This is a genomic window from Hyphomicrobium sp., assembly GCF_051860585.1.
In the GTDB taxonomy this organism is placed as follows: Bacteria; Pseudomonadota; Alphaproteobacteria; order Rhizobiales; family Hyphomicrobiaceae; genus Hyphomicrobium_C.
Genome location: NZ_JBHYDS010000001.1, coordinates 355,662 through 368,769 on the forward strand (window position 1 = coordinate 355,662; position 13,108 = coordinate 368,769).

Sequence of the window (13,108 nt, forward strand, 5' to 3'; positions counted from 1 at the left end):
GCTCTCTCGTATACTTTGCAAAGCACATCTGTCGCGGCTCAGGAGACTGGCCCTGCCGCCGGTGTTTGTTGCATTGTGAACCCAAGCCCTACGAAAGTAGAAGCCGGGCACCAAGGGACTGCAAGAGGGGAACCGCCTAAATGAAGATCGTTATCGCCCCAGATTCCTTCAAAGAAAATCTGACCTCCCTCGAGGTGGCGAGCGAGCTCGAGGCGGGCCTGCGCCGCGTTTGGCCCGATGCGGAGTACGTCAAGGTCCCGATGGCCGACGGCGGCGAAGGGACGGTGCAATCACTCGTCGACGCAACCGGCGGGCGCATCGTGAAGTGCGCCGTCACCGGCCCGCTCGGCCAGAAGGTGCTGGCTTCCTACGGCCTGCTCGGAGACGGGCGCACGGCCGTCGTCGAGATGGCGGAGGCCTCGGGCCTTCCTCTCGTTCCCAAGGCTGAGCGCGATCCGCTGCGCGCCTCCACGTTCGGCACCGGCGAACTTGTGGCCGACGCCATTCATCGCGGCGTCGAAGAGGTCATCATCGGCCTCGGCGGTTCGGCCACGAACGACGGCGGCGCAGGGTTCGCCCAGGCGCTCGGCGTTAGGTTCATCGATAAGGACGGCGCGCCGATCACGGAGCCGCTCGGCGGCGGCGGCCTCGAAAACGTGGCCTCGGTCGACACGCGCTGGATCAATCCCGGCCTCGCCCGCGTCAAGGTGAGCGTGGCATGCGACGTCACCAATCCGCTGACCGGCGAGAAGGGCGCATCCGCCGTCTACGGTCCGCAGAAGGGCGCGACGCCCGAGATGGTGCAGGTGCTCGACCGCAACCTCGCGCATTTCGCCGCCATCATCAAACGCGACCTCAACATCGACATCGCCGACAGGCCGGGCGCCGGCGCCGGCGGCGGCCTGGGTGCTGGCCTGCTCGCCTTCACCGACGCGACGATGAAGCGTGGCGTTGAAGTCGTCGTGGCCGCGACCAATCTCGACGAGCACATGAAGGGCGCGTCGCTCGCGCTGACCGGCGAAGGCCGCGTCGACTTCCAGACCGCATTCGGCAAGACGCCTTCGGGCGTCGCCGCTTCCGCGCGCCGTCATGGCGTTCCCGTCGTTGCCATCGGTGGCGGCCTCGCGGACGACGCGAGCGGCGTGTTCCAGCACGGCATCGACGCCATCGAAAGCGCGACGCCGAACGCGATGCCGCTCGACGTTGCGATCAAGAAATCGCGTCAGTACCTGCAGGACGCGGCCGAGCGCGTCGCGCGCCTGATCATGATGGGACAGCGCATGGCAGCGTCCGCCGGTCAGTCCGCGTCGGTTGCGACCGTGGCGGCTGCTCCTCCGGCCGACACCGATACGGCGCCGGCCTACGTCAACGGATCGGCCGGTGCGCCGCTGCTGGCGCACCCGATCGCCCAGCGCAACAAGCCGGTGAAGCGTTTCCTGCGCGCCAAGCGCGTGCAGGGCCTGACGCGCGCCGCCGTGGAGCTGAGCCAGCGCCGCCGCCAGCGCCATCCGACTACCTAGGCCTCGTCGCCTTTGGCGTTTTCCGCCCTTGACGCGGTGCGCGATAGCGCCCTTATGTGCCCGTGTCAGCCGGCTGGACGGCCGCTGCCGCCGAAAGGCGGTGGAGGAAAGTCCGGGCTCCATGGAGACAGGGTGGCGGCTAACGGCCGCCGGGGGCGACCCCAGGGAAAGTGCCACAGAAAACAAACCGCCCGCTGGGCTTCGGCCTGGCGTGGTAAGGGTGAAACGGTGCGGTAAGAGCGCACCGCGCGACTGGCAACAGGAGCGGCACGGCAAACCCCACCCGGAGCAAGACCAAATAGGGGTGGCCACGTGCGGGGAAACCCGGCACGAAGGCGCGTCTTCACGCCAGTCACCCGGGTTGGTTGCTTGAGGCGTCCAGCAATGGGCGTCCCAGATGAATGGCCGTTCCCGACAGAACCCGGCTTACAGGCCGGCTGGCACTTTTCTCATTCGCGCGGTACGCGCCTGATCTCATTCGCGCGATGCGCGCCTGCGGCGATTGGCCAAGGCGCGTGACATTCTTTTGCCAATTCGTTGTATTTCAATGTTTTTTCAATGCTCGCCCGAAGCGCCTCAACCATTTCGCGCAACGGGCGTTAGACCCACGTCGGGACCCAATCTCAAGAGGAGTGAATGATGAAAGCGATCCTTCCTTTGGCCGCTGTGTTCGCGCTTGCCGCGACCCCTTTGATGGCCCGCGACGACAGCTTCTCCGAGCCGGTGGGCCCGCGCGGCCCCGGTCCCGGAATTTACGAGCGGATCAGCGCTCACTACGGCCCCATGGGCCGGGACGTGAAGGAGGAGTTCCGCGACGGTCCCTGCAAGATCGAGCGGGAATGGGAAAAGGACGGCGACTACTACGAGCGCATCAAGTGCAAGGGTCCCCGCCGCTGATCCGACCAGGCGACGATCCGCCCGGTAGGACTTGAGGCGCCAGTGACCTAGGCGCCCGCGTGCAAACAAAGCTTCTGCTTCGTGCACCATGAGACCGCAGTTGATTTGACAGGCCCCGTTTCCGGGACTTTGATCAGGTCAACTGCGGTTCCATTTTTGGAGCATGGTCACATGAAACGCATCGTGGCTGTTCTGGCATTGCTCACCGCCGCTGCTGCGCCTGCCCTGGCCGGCGGAGACTGGGACGGCGGCACTTACGAAGACAGCTATTACGAGCACCGTCACTGGCGCGGCGAGTACAGGGACGTCTACGGCGATCCCTACCGGTCGTCGTCGTACGGGGTCTACATTCCCTATTATGGCGCCTACTTCGCGGACGATCCGGGTTATCCCGGCCCGAACTGCGAGATCGAGCGCAAATGGCGCCACGGCCATTACCGCGAAAAGATCGAGTGCGACGAGGACGATTGAGCGGCGCTGCTGTTCGACGCGCTCAGTAGGCGCGGCCGTCCTTGTGGGCGAACGTCCACGTTCCATCAGGGGCTAGCACGGCCTTGAGATCGTCTGCCGGATAGGTGCCTTCGTCGCCTGGAGAGCGATCGCCGATTTCGAGATACGTCACGTCGGCCTCGCTCCGGTTCACCAGATGGTGGGCGATGCCCTCAGCTGGAAATCCCGCGCACATGCCGGGCGCGAGCACGATCTCTCCCTGATCGGTCACCAGGGTTGGCGTTCCCGACAGTACGTAAATGAACTCATCCTGCTGGCTGTGCCGATGCAGCAGGGCGGATTGCGCGCCCGGCTTCAGGGTCGTCAGATTCACGCCAAAGTTTTTGAGGCCGAACAGGTCGCCCAGCGGACGCTTTTCGCGCCCTGCCATGCGGCTGAAGAACGGCTCCGGATAGTTCGACGGCTTCGTTCTCAACGGTGACGAGGCAGCCTCGATAGCGATGCGTTTCACATCGTTGTCAGCACCCATTGGGGCATCTCCTCCGCGATCTGCGTCCGCGTTCAGAGCGGGCGGCCTTTGCCGGTCAGCAGCCATTTGGGATCGAACCAGCGGTCGGCGGGGCCATCGTAGGGCAAGCGCGTGATGTCCCAGTGCATGATGTATTTCGCGTAGACGTCCCACAGGACCGGTCCGCCGCCGATGAAGACGACGCGATCCTTAGCGAAGGCATCTGCCGGTCCTGAGCGTCCAGTGCGTTTAACTCATAATTCACTATGTCCGCGCACCCTGCATGATCAACGTCCCCATACGCGTGAGTTCCTCAGATGGCATTCTGGACCAAATTGGTGACCTCAATTTCGAAGGATGCGGGTCCCGTTTCGACCAAAGAGCGGCTTACGTCCGATCGCTTCCGACGCCCCCAGCGCCTCAAGGAAGGGTTCATCTGGGCTGACAGCATGATCTTGCCTCGACCATGCACCATCCGAGACCTCTCACCGCTGACGGCCGAAGTGGTTCTTTGGAACGACGACATCAAACCCGCCATTCTCAGGGGCGAACTCAAGCTCTATTCATCTGCTGACCGGAAAGAAGCAGATTGCATTGTCGCGAGCCGGGACGGAAACACCCTGTCGCTTCGCATTATGACTGCGTTTCGTCCGCCGACGCGGAACTACGCATAACGGCTCCCGCGTTTGCACCGAGCTGCCGCCAAATCACTGGTCCCGGACGACATCGCACCGGTGGCGGCATTCCTTGCCTCTGACGACGCGCGCGCGCCGATCACGGTCGCCTCACCTTCCGCGTCTGGAATAGCGGCCCTCGCATTGCTGGCTTTCAGAGCGGGCGGCCCTTGCCTGTCAGCAGCCACTTCGGATCGAACCAGCGGTCGGCGGGGCCGTCGTACGGCAGACGCGTGATGTCCCAGTGCATGATGTATTTCGCGTAGACGTCCCACAGGACCGGTCCGCCACCGATAAAGACGACGCGGTCCCTGTATTCGGCCAGCACGTCTTCGGGATTCTCGTGCGATCGCGCGGCGCGCAGGTTCATTTCCTTGGCGGCAAAATCGGGGACGGCGCCGATGGTCTTCGGCCCGGCGATCAGCACATGGCCGCGCGTGATGTCGAAAAAGCGTTCGACGTCGGCCTTGAACTCCGGCCGCGGATCGCCTTCCCAGGGAAGCTCGCCGTGCAGGCCGAGCTGGCCGCTCAGCCCAATCGCGCAAATGCAGCGGATGTCGCTCATACCGTCTCCTCGGTCGCAGTGTTCAACGGCCTTAGTTCATCTGACGCGCGGGCTCAAGTCTCTCAAGGCGCGGCCTCTCAGGGCGCGCGCGGGGCATCGGCGAATTTCTGGATCAGCCGGATCAGCTCCTGGGGCCGCTCGTGCTGGGGCAGGTGGTGGCACCCCTCCAGAACCGAGAGCTTCGCGCGCGGCAGAGCGGCGACCAGCTTGCGGCCCGCCTTGAGCGGAACGATCGGGTCTTTCCGGCACCAGACGGCGAGCACGGGGACATCGATCGCCTTGTAGCGCTTGGCGACGGCGGCGCGATCCGTTTCGGTCACGATGGCGCGGGCCGTGGCGAAGAATGCGCGCAGGGCGGCGGTCTCGCGATAGGGGGCGGCATAGCCTTCGACGTCGGCGTCGGTCACCTTGGCGTCGCCGCCCATGGCCTCGCTCAACAGCAGGCGGGCCAGAGTTTCGGGCGCCAATCCCGCCGCGAGGGTATCCGGGATCACCGGCGTCTTCACGAGGTCGAGGTAGCGCGCGGTCGATTGGGGCAAGGCCGGCGCGCCAATGACGATGATGCGTGCGATGCGGCCCGACGCTCGCAGGCTCTCGACCAGCGCCGTGCGCAGCGCGACCGTGCCGCCGAACGAATGGCCGATGAGCGTTACGTTCTCGAGGCCGCGCGCGACGATGAAGCTTGCGACGAGGGCCGCCTGGTCGTCGGCGCCGTAGGCGTCGTCGTCCGGCTTGTCGGAGCGGCCGAAGCCTTTGAGGTCGAGCGCGATGACGCGGAAGCGGGCGGCCAGCGCCGGCACGATGTCGTGCCACGTGAAGCTCGACTCGCCCAGGCCGTGCAGCAGCACAAGCGGGGGCCCGCTGCCCTGCTCCTCGAAATGCAGCGTCACGGGCTGCCCGTCCTTGAGCGTCAAGGCAATCCGCTCACCGCTCGTATTGGGGGCTGGTTCGAGAGGCTTGCCGACGGCGGTCGCTGCCGCCGCCGGATCGCACAGGCTCATGGCGGATCCGATGACGACGCAGGCCAAGGCCAGCAGGGCTGGCGCGAGGAAGACCGCGCCCCGCCTTCGCTCTCGCTGCCGTGCGCTCCTCCCGCGAGCCGTTCCTTCGCCGCTGCCGATGGCCAGATCCCCTGCGTGCCCGAGCCGTTGATCCTGTCTTACGCGCCCAGCGTAGCCCCGGCTTTTGTCATTTTTAGAGATAAGCGCGGCGCGCCGAATACGGAGCAAAACGCCATGCGAACCCCCGTAAATCCTTAACGATCCATTGACGCCCATACCGAACCATGTCATCCCATAACTGCCCGACCGCACCGGGCACGGGCCCGTGGTGTTGGCGCCTGCTTCGAGAGAGGGCCGAAGCACGAGCGACCGCCACGGCCCAGCCCCGGACGCGGGCACCCGTTTCGGGGGTCACACCCTCCGTCATCAGAAGATTTGGCAAGCGTTGGTTGGTTCGTTCGTGCTTCCCGCCGGAAAACCGGCGGCCACTTTTCCGGAAGCACTTGTTGCGTTGAAGAGCGAGGCTCGAAAAGGGGATGGATCGCTTTGTCTCGACATTCACCAACAAGATCGACGCCAAAGGGCGTGTCTCAATCCCGGCTCCCTTCCGCGCCGTTCTCGAGCGCGACGGATACAGCACCGGTGGAATCTACTGCTACCCCTCGATCGATGCTCCGGCACTCGATGCTGGCGGCGAGAGACTTGCGAAAAAGATCGACGGGCTTCTCGCGGGCTTGCCGGACTATTCGGACGAGCGAGACGAGCTCTCTGTCGCACTCTACGGCGACGTCCAGGTTCTCGGGATCGATGGGGACGGCCGTATCGTCGTTCCTGAAAGCCTTCGCCGTCATGCCGGTCTTCAAGATCAGGTCACATTTGTCGGCCTTGGCGACAAGTTTCAAATGTGGGCCCCTCAAGCCTTCGAGGACCGGCGCACACGGGCTCGAGAAAAAGCCCAAGAGCACAGAAAACTTTTCGGCGCGGGGAGCGCTCACCGCAGCGGCGGTGACGACGAGAGGGCACGGGAATGACGCCTCGGAACACCGGCGGGGAACCGGTGAGCCGGGACGTGCGGGCACACATTCCCGTGCTTCTTTCGGATGTGCTGGAGCAGCTCCAGCCGGCAGCGGACGAAACCTACATTGACGGAACGTTCGGCGCGGGAGGCTATACCCGCGCCATTCTCGAGGCCGCGCCCTGCCGGGTGATCGCCATCGAGCGCGACCCGAGCGCCTTCGCCAACGGCGCAGGCCTCGTCGCGGAGATGGCCGGGCGGCTCATTCTCGTGCCCACGACCTTCAGCGACATGGAGCAGGCCGCGGCTGACGCCGGGCATCCGGCCGTCGACGGCGTGGTGCTCGACATCGGCGTCTCCTCCATGCAGCTCGACGATCCCCAGCGCGGGTTTTCGTTCATGCGCGACGGGCCGCTCGATATGCGCATGTCGCAGTCCGGACCGTCGGCCGCCGATATCGTCAACACGGCGGACGAGGAAGACATCGCCAACATCCTCTATGAACTCGGCGACGAGCGGCGGTCGCGCGCAATCGCACGCACCATCGTCAAGGCGCGGGGCGACGCGCCGATCACCACCACCAAGGCCCTCGCCGACATCGTGGAGCGCGTGCTCGGCCGCGCGCGCGGCGACGAAAAGCATCCCGCGACGCGGACGTTCCAGGCGCTGCGGATCTACGTCAACGACGAGCTGGGGGAACTCGAGCGCGCGCTCGCCGCCGCGGAGCGCATCCTGAAGCCCGGCGGGCGCCTGCTGGTGGTCAGCTTCCATTCCACCGAGGACCGGATCGTCAAGCGCTTCCTGCAAGAGCGGTCCGGCAAGACCGAGGGCGGCTCGCGCCATGCGCCGGCCCCGATTGCCCCGTCCGAAGCCCCCAGTTTCCGAATTGTTAACACTCGCGGCATTACACCTAACAAAATGGAAACGGACGCCAATCCTCGGGCGCGTTCTGCCCGATTGCGCGTGGGAATTCGGACCGAGGCGCCCGCGTGGGACGCAAAAGACTGAATTCCGCCGTTTCCTCAGTCGAGTGAGTGAGGGGAAATCGTTCATGCATCCGGTCACTGTCTCAGCCGCGTTCCTGGCCATTTCCAGCGCGTTTTTGTTGTATGGACTCTCCTATGAGACGCGTCAGCTCGAAGCGCGCGTTAATCAAGAGCAGCGGCTGGCCGATGAAGCGCGCTCCGATATCGCCGTGCTCAAGGCCGAGCGGGCGCATCTCCTGAGACCGTCGCGCATCGAGCCTTTGGCGCGTGCGCAGGGACTGGCGCCGATCACGGACGGACAGATCGTCGAGGCCGTTCCCGGCGGGACGATCCAGACCGGAGCTATTGCCCGCTAGAGGCAGTCGGGGGCAGCGATGAGCGGCGCGAAGGGGAGGAGCAGCGCAGACAACGCCGGCGCAAGCTGGCGCGGCGCATGGCGGCGCAGCCGTCAGTCCCGCACGCCTGCCCAACATTCCCATCGCGCTGACGTCAACCGTCGCGCGGTCGCCAAACCCCGCACACGCCTCGTTATCGTCGGCATCGGCTTCATGTTCGCCGCCGTGGCCGTGCAGCTCGTGCGGCTGGCCGCGACGCCGCGCCCCGAGATCGTGGCGAGCTTGACCGAACCAATGGCCAAGAGCTTCGCGCGGCCCGATATCGTCGATCGTGAAGGGCGCCTGCTCGCGACCGACATCGAGATGCCCTCGCTCTATGCCGACCCGCTGCTCGTGCGCGGTGTCGACGATGTCGCCGAGCGTCTGTCGTTGGCCTTGCCGGAACTCAACGCGGGCGCATTGCGCCGCGACCTCTCCGACCGTAACCGCCGCTTCATCTGGCTGCGCCGGGGGCTTCCACCGAAGCTTGCCCAGGACATCCACAACCTCGGTCTGCCGGGGCTCGATTTCCGCACCGAACTCCGGCGCGCCTATCCGCTCGAACGGCTGGCGGGGCACCTGCTCGGGTCCGTGAACATCGACAATCGCGGCGCGGGCGGCATCGAACGCGCCATCGACGAGACGGTCGGCGTCGAGCCCGCGCATGGGTCCACGCCCAGAACCGGGATGCCCGTCCGCCTCACCATCGACCTCGGCGTGCAGCACGCGCTCGAAGACGAACTCAGCGCGGCGATGGGGCGATACGAGGCCAAGGGCGTGGCCGGCCTCGTGATGGACGTGCGCACCGGAGAGATGCTGGCGGCCGCATCGTTACCCGGCGTCGATCCGGCTCGCGCCGGCGAGATCCTCGACCCCGACCGCCTCGACAAAATCCAAGGGTCCACCTACGAGCTGGGATCGATCTTCAAGATCCAAACCGTCGCCATGGCGCTCGACAGCGGCAAGGTGAAACCCGACACCGTGATCGACGTCACGAAGCCGCTGACCGCGGGACGATTCACGATCAAGGACCTGCATTCGGCTGGACGGCCGCTGACCGTCTCCGAGGTCTTTCTGCGTTCGTCCAACGTCGGCGCGGGGCTGCTCGCACTCGGCGAAGGGCCTGAGCGCCAGAAGGCGTTTCTCGAGTCGCTCGGTCTTATGGGGTCGATGCGCACCGAGGTCGGTCCCGTGGCCGCTCCGCAGCTGCCCCCCAAGTTCGGACGCGTCGAGCAGATCACCGTCTCATACGGGCATGGCCTCGCCGTCGCGCCGATCCAGTATGCGGCCGCGACCGCCGCCCTCATCAACGGCGGCACCACCATCACCCCAACCTACATGAGCGGGCGCGCGCCGCCCGCCGAAGCCGGCCGCCGCGTCATCAGCGCGGAGACCAGCCGGGCGTTGTGCGTGCTGCTCCGCCGGAACGTCGCCGAGCAGGCTGGCACCGGACGGCGCGCGGACGTGCCCGGCTTCCGCGTCGGCGGCAAAACCGGAACGGCGGAAATGCCCGGACGGGGAGGCTACCAGGAGAAATCGGTCGTCTCCTCGTTCCTGGCCGCGTTCCCGATGGATGCGCCAAAGTACCTCGTGATGATCATGATTTTCGAGCCGAAGGGCACGGCGGATTCGGATGGCGAAGTGCTGGCAGGACGCAACGCCGCCCCGACCGCCGGCCGCGTGATCGCGCGTATCGCGCCCCAACTCGGGATTCGTCCCGACGGGAACGTCGCCAGCCTCGATTGAGGTTTGGTTTACGCAATCCCAACCGTTGATGATGGATAGTCTGCGGGAAACCGCAGTCATCGCCGCGTTGCAGAGGCCCCCAGTCGCGCCATGAGCGATATCGAGATCGTATCGGGCTATGACGCCATTCTGGCCCTCGAGCCGGTGTGGCACGACGTCGGCGCGCGCGTTGGCGGCGCAGGCGCGTTCGAACGGTTCGATCTCGTGCGCCAGGCGGCCGAGTCCATCTCCCGCGAGGGCGGCGAGCCGCTGGTCGCGTCGATCTCGCGCGACGGCGTGGCGATGACGTTCCTGCCGCTGCGGCGCGAGCGCATCATCGGATCGCGCGCCGCCGTGCCGCTCGCCTACCCGCTGGCCCAGTATACCAACACCGTCGGTTGGGCGATCACGCCCAACGACATGCGGCCGCTATGCAACGCCCTCAGCAAGGCCGGCCTCGACATGCTGTTGTTGAGGAAGGTGCGGGAGGACAGCGGCCTCCATGACGCGCTCGCCACCCACGGCCAATCGCAGAACGCGGCGGAGACGGCGCTCTACATCGATCTCAACGCCTACAAGACATTCGCTGCCTACGAGGCGTCGTTCTCAAACCCGACGCGGCGCAACCGGCGTCAGCGGAGGCAAAAACTCGAAGCTGCACGTGGGCCGCTGTCGTTCGAGGTGCTGTTCGGTTCGGAAGCGACGGACGCATTCGACACCGCTCTCGCCTGGAAACGCGATTGGCTCGCCACGCGCGGCATTTCCAGCCCGGTGTTCGATGGAGGTGCGTGGGAACGTCTGTTGCGCTCGACCGTCAATTCGGGTGCGGCTGTCGTGACCGCGCTTCACGCCGGTGGCGCTGCGACCGCCATCGAGGTCGGCTTCTGCGAGCGCGACACCTACGTTTCCTATCTCGGCGCTTTCGATCCGGCCCTCGGCGCGTTCAGCCCGGGGCAGGAACAGATGCTGCGGACGATCGCATGGGCCTTCGAGCAGGGCTTTTCGCGCTACGATCTGCTGGCGCCTTCAGATGGCTACAAGCGCCAGTGGGCGCGCGCTGAAACCGGCGTCGCGATCGACGACTACGCAGTAGCGCTCACCCCCGTCGGCCGGGGCGTCGCGGAGTTGCGCCGTCACGTGCGGCCGCTGGCTCGAGACATCTATTTCCGGCTTTCCCCTGAAGTCCGCGTTGCGGGCGGCCGCTACGGCATGCCGGCCGCCGCGGCCATGGCTGCCGTATGTGCCGGGGCCGTGCTCGCGGCGATCGAATAGCGGTGGCGCCTTTAATGGCGCACATCGCACCGATCTGGCTCTACGGCGCCGCTACGGGCCTGGCTTCCGTCCGTTGGGTGGCAAACACATCTGCGAACAGCGGCTTCAGGCGCTCCGTGCCGTAGATGGACAGGTGATTGTCATCGAAGTAGAGCGGCTTTCCATCCGCGACGGCCAGGCACCTCTCACCCTCGCACAACGCATCCGCCGGCTCGATGATCGTCACCGGCAAACCGGCGAGGGCTTCCCGCATGAACTGGCTGCGTTGGCGATGCTTCTCAGCTTCGATGGCGAATAGGCGATCCGGCGTCTCGCCGCGAATGAGGGCGCGCGCCATGCGATTGGGTACGTCGTAGCCCGCGTACGGCGGTTCCATGACGATCCAGGCGCGGGCGCCGGAAGCGGCGATCGCTGCAAGGGTGGGAGCGAGCGAGCGCGCAATCGCGGCTCTGTTCTCCTCGAGCGAAGCTTCGACCGATTGGGCATCGCGCAAGTAATGCTGCGTGCTGTCGACGGGCGCGACGGTATCGTGGCCGACAACATAATAGTTCCAGCGCGCGACGAGCACGACGTCCCTCAAGCCGCCCTTTTGCAGCAAGCGGGCTGCAGCCGCGTTCAGCTTCTCGCAGGTTTCCGGTCCCTTGCCCCGGCGACGGCCGATGCCGATCAACGGCGGGCAAGCTGCCGTTCCGACGAACGTCACGGATACCTTCGAGGCTTCCGCCAAGTCGCGGAACATGGGCCGTATGACGCTGGCATGGCTATCGCCCCACAACAGCATGGACGGGGCACCAGGGCCTGCGTCCCACACCCGGCACAGATCTCCGGCGTCAACGGCTTCGGCGGTCTGACGCGGGCACGCCTTGTCCTTCGCTCTGCTGGCGAGCCGCTTCCGCGTCAGTTCCTGCATCGCGGGTGGAAACCGCGCGATGAAGCCTTCGGTGGCGTATCCGGATGCGGCCATGGCCACGAGCGCCGCGGTTGCGGCAGACGCGGAGCCGACCGCAAAGCGTCGCGGCTTCCAGAACGCGCCGTGCCGCACGGGCTGCTCGAGGTAACGCCACGATACGACGGCCAGCGCGAACGAAAGCAAGATCAATCCGATGGTCTCGGGCGGCGTCAAATCGCGCTCGACGCTATAGCGGTAGAGCACGAGCAGCGGCCAATGCCACAGGTACCACGCGTATGAGACGAGGCCGACAAACACGACCGGGCGCCACGACAGCGCTTGGCCCACGCGCGTTGCATTGCCCACGCCGGACCAGATGATCAGCGCCGCGCCTAGCACCGGTGCGACCGTCGCCACACCGGGAAATTTCGTCTGATCGTCATAGCCGAAGACGGCAAACAAGATCAGGCCGAGCCCCAGCACACTCGCGGCCTCCAGCAGCCCCTGCGGCAGTACGCGACGCGCCTGAGGCACGCTCAGCGCGAGACCGCAGCCGGCGAGCAGCTCCCAAATCCGCGTGTGAGGATAGAAGAAAGCTCCCGAGCCTTGGCTGTCACCAAGCATGACCGCCGCCGCAAACGACAGAGCGAGCAGAAGTATAGTGATCGGCAACGTCCACCGTGGAAGGAACCGCGACACCGTCAGAAGCAGGATCGGCCAGACGATGTAGAATTGCTCTTCGACGGCGAGCGACCACGTATGCAGGAGCGGCGCATTTTCGAGCGAGGCGCTGAAATATCCGCCCTGCTCCGCAAAGAAAAGATTTGCGGCGAAGATCAGCGCGTAGAACATGCTCCGGCAAAACACCAGGATGTCCTGTGGCGTCATGACAAGCACGGCAAGCAGGAACGTCGTGCACAGGACGATCGCAAGCGACGGGAGGAGACGGCGCGCACGCCGCTCATAAAAGCGGGCGAAGCTAAACGTACCCTTCCGGACATCGGGCAGCACGATGCTCGTGATGAGGTATCCGGAGATGACGAAAAACACGTCGACGCCGACGAAGCCGCCGCCAAAATAGGGCACGTCAAAGTGATGAAGGACGACCGCGACGATCGATAGCGCCCGAAGGCCGTCGATATCCGGCCGGTACGGAGAGGATGCGCCTGCAGTACTCATCGGCAGCAGTGCCTCTGGCCGCATGGCAACACGCCGCGAAAATTCATCGAGAT

General features: G+C 65.6%; 13 protein-coding genes, 1 other RNA gene and 1 pseudogene. 10 read left to right on the plus strand and 5 right to left on the minus strand.

Features of this window, described 5'->3' with window-relative positions; genetic code table 11:
* Positions 1-140: 140 nt before the first annotated feature.
* The 4 genes from ACTIFK_RS01595 to ACTIFK_RS01610 all read left to right on the plus strand — a co-directional run bounded on the left by ACTIFK_RS01595 (position 141) and on the right by ACTIFK_RS01610 (position 2,888).
* Complete coding sequence (locus ACTIFK_RS01595) at positions 141-1,520, plus strand: glycerate kinase (RefSeq protein ID WP_439541284.1); 1,380 nt, start codon at positions 141-143, stop codon at positions 1,518-1,520.
* 65 nt (positions 1,521-1,585) lie between these two features.
* An RNA gene (gene rnpB, locus ACTIFK_RS01600) (RNase P RNA component class A) lies at positions 1,586-1,965 on the plus strand.
* A 191-nt stretch (positions 1,966-2,156) separates the two neighbouring features.
* Complete coding sequence (locus tag ACTIFK_RS01605; RefSeq protein WP_439541285.1) at positions 2,157-2,417, plus strand: hypothetical protein; 261 nt, start codon at positions 2,157-2,159, stop codon at positions 2,415-2,417.
* A gap of 171 nt (positions 2,418-2,588) precedes the next feature.
* Positions 2,589-2,888 (plus strand): hypothetical protein, encoded by a 300-nt coding sequence (locus tag ACTIFK_RS01610; protein WP_439541286.1) that lies wholly within the window; start codon positions 2,589-2,591, stop codon positions 2,886-2,888.
* Between the two features lie 22 nt (positions 2,889-2,910).
* Here the strand turns inward: ACTIFK_RS01610 and ACTIFK_RS01615 are convergent, their stop codons facing one another.
* Entirely contained in the window at positions 2,911-3,396 is a 486-nt protein-coding gene (locus ACTIFK_RS01615) for a cupin domain-containing protein (RefSeq protein ID WP_439541287.1), read from the minus strand.
* 32 nt (positions 3,397-3,428) lie between these two features.
* Positions 3,429-3,584 (minus strand): annotated as a pseudogene (locus ACTIFK_RS01620) (diacylglycerol kinase); the annotation flags it as partial.
* A 108-nt stretch (positions 3,585-3,692) separates the two neighbouring features.
* Here ACTIFK_RS01620 and ACTIFK_RS01625 point away from each other — a divergent pair.
* A complete protein-coding gene (locus ACTIFK_RS01625) occupies positions 3,693-4,049 on the plus strand; it encodes a hypothetical protein (protein ID WP_439541288.1) in 357 nt (118 codons plus the stop codon).
* A 154-nt stretch (positions 4,050-4,203) separates the two neighbouring features.
* Here ACTIFK_RS01625 and ACTIFK_RS01630 read toward each other — a convergent pair whose 3' ends face one another.
* Together ACTIFK_RS01630 and ACTIFK_RS01635 are read right to left on the minus strand one after the other, a co-directional pair.
* Entirely contained in the window at positions 4,204-4,614 is a 411-nt protein-coding gene (locus ACTIFK_RS01630) for a diacylglycerol kinase (protein ID WP_439541289.1), read from the minus strand.
* Positions 4,615-4,691: 77 nt separating this feature from the next.
* On the minus strand, positions 4,692-5,615 hold the full coding sequence (locus ACTIFK_RS01635) for an alpha/beta fold hydrolase (RefSeq protein WP_439541290.1): 924 nt from the start codon (positions 5,613-5,615) through the stop codon (positions 4,692-4,694).
* A gap of 536 nt (positions 5,616-6,151) precedes the next feature.
* Between ACTIFK_RS01635 and mraZ the strand changes: the two genes are divergently transcribed.
* The 5 genes from mraZ (at position 6,152) to ACTIFK_RS01660 (ending at position 10,987) form a co-directional block, all read left to right on the plus strand.
* The gene (gene mraZ, locus ACTIFK_RS01640) at positions 6,152-6,646 is read left to right on the plus strand and encodes a division/cell wall cluster transcriptional repressor MraZ (RefSeq protein WP_439541291.1); all 495 of its coding nucleotides are present in this window, start codon (positions 6,152-6,154) and stop codon (positions 6,644-6,646) included.
* Positions 6,643-7,638 carry a 16S rRNA (cytosine(1402)-N(4))-methyltransferase RsmH gene (gene rsmH, locus ACTIFK_RS01645; RefSeq protein WP_439541292.1) on the plus strand — a complete coding sequence of 332 codons (996 nt, stop codon included), beginning with the start codon at positions 6,643-6,645 and terminating at the stop codon, positions 7,636-7,638. The genes mraZ and rsmH overlap by 4 nt, the downstream gene beginning before the upstream one ends.
* Positions 7,639-7,681: 43 nt before the next feature.
* Positions 7,682-7,972: a cell division protein FtsL gene (gene ftsL, locus ACTIFK_RS01650; RefSeq protein ID WP_439541293.1), complete on the plus strand. Its 291-nt coding sequence runs from the start codon at positions 7,682-7,684 to the stop codon at positions 7,970-7,972.
* Positions 7,973-7,990: 18 nt separating this feature from the next.
* Positions 7,991-9,736, plus strand: a complete 1,746-nt coding sequence (locus ACTIFK_RS01655; protein ID WP_439541294.1) for a peptidoglycan D,D-transpeptidase FtsI family protein — start codon at positions 7,991-7,993, stop codon at positions 9,734-9,736.
* Positions 9,737-9,826: 90 nt separating this feature from the next.
* On the plus strand, positions 9,827-10,987 hold the full coding sequence (locus ACTIFK_RS01660) for a GNAT family N-acetyltransferase (protein ID WP_439541295.1): 1,161 nt from the start codon (positions 9,827-9,829) through the stop codon (positions 10,985-10,987).
* A 40-nt stretch (positions 10,988-11,027) separates the two neighbouring features.
* On the opposite strand, the gene ACTIFK_RS01665 is transcribed toward ACTIFK_RS01660, so the two are convergent.
* Entirely contained in the window at positions 11,028-13,079 is a 2,052-nt protein-coding gene (locus tag ACTIFK_RS01665; RefSeq protein ID WP_439541296.1) for an acyltransferase family protein, read from the minus strand.
* Positions 13,080-13,108 lie beyond the last annotated feature (29 nt).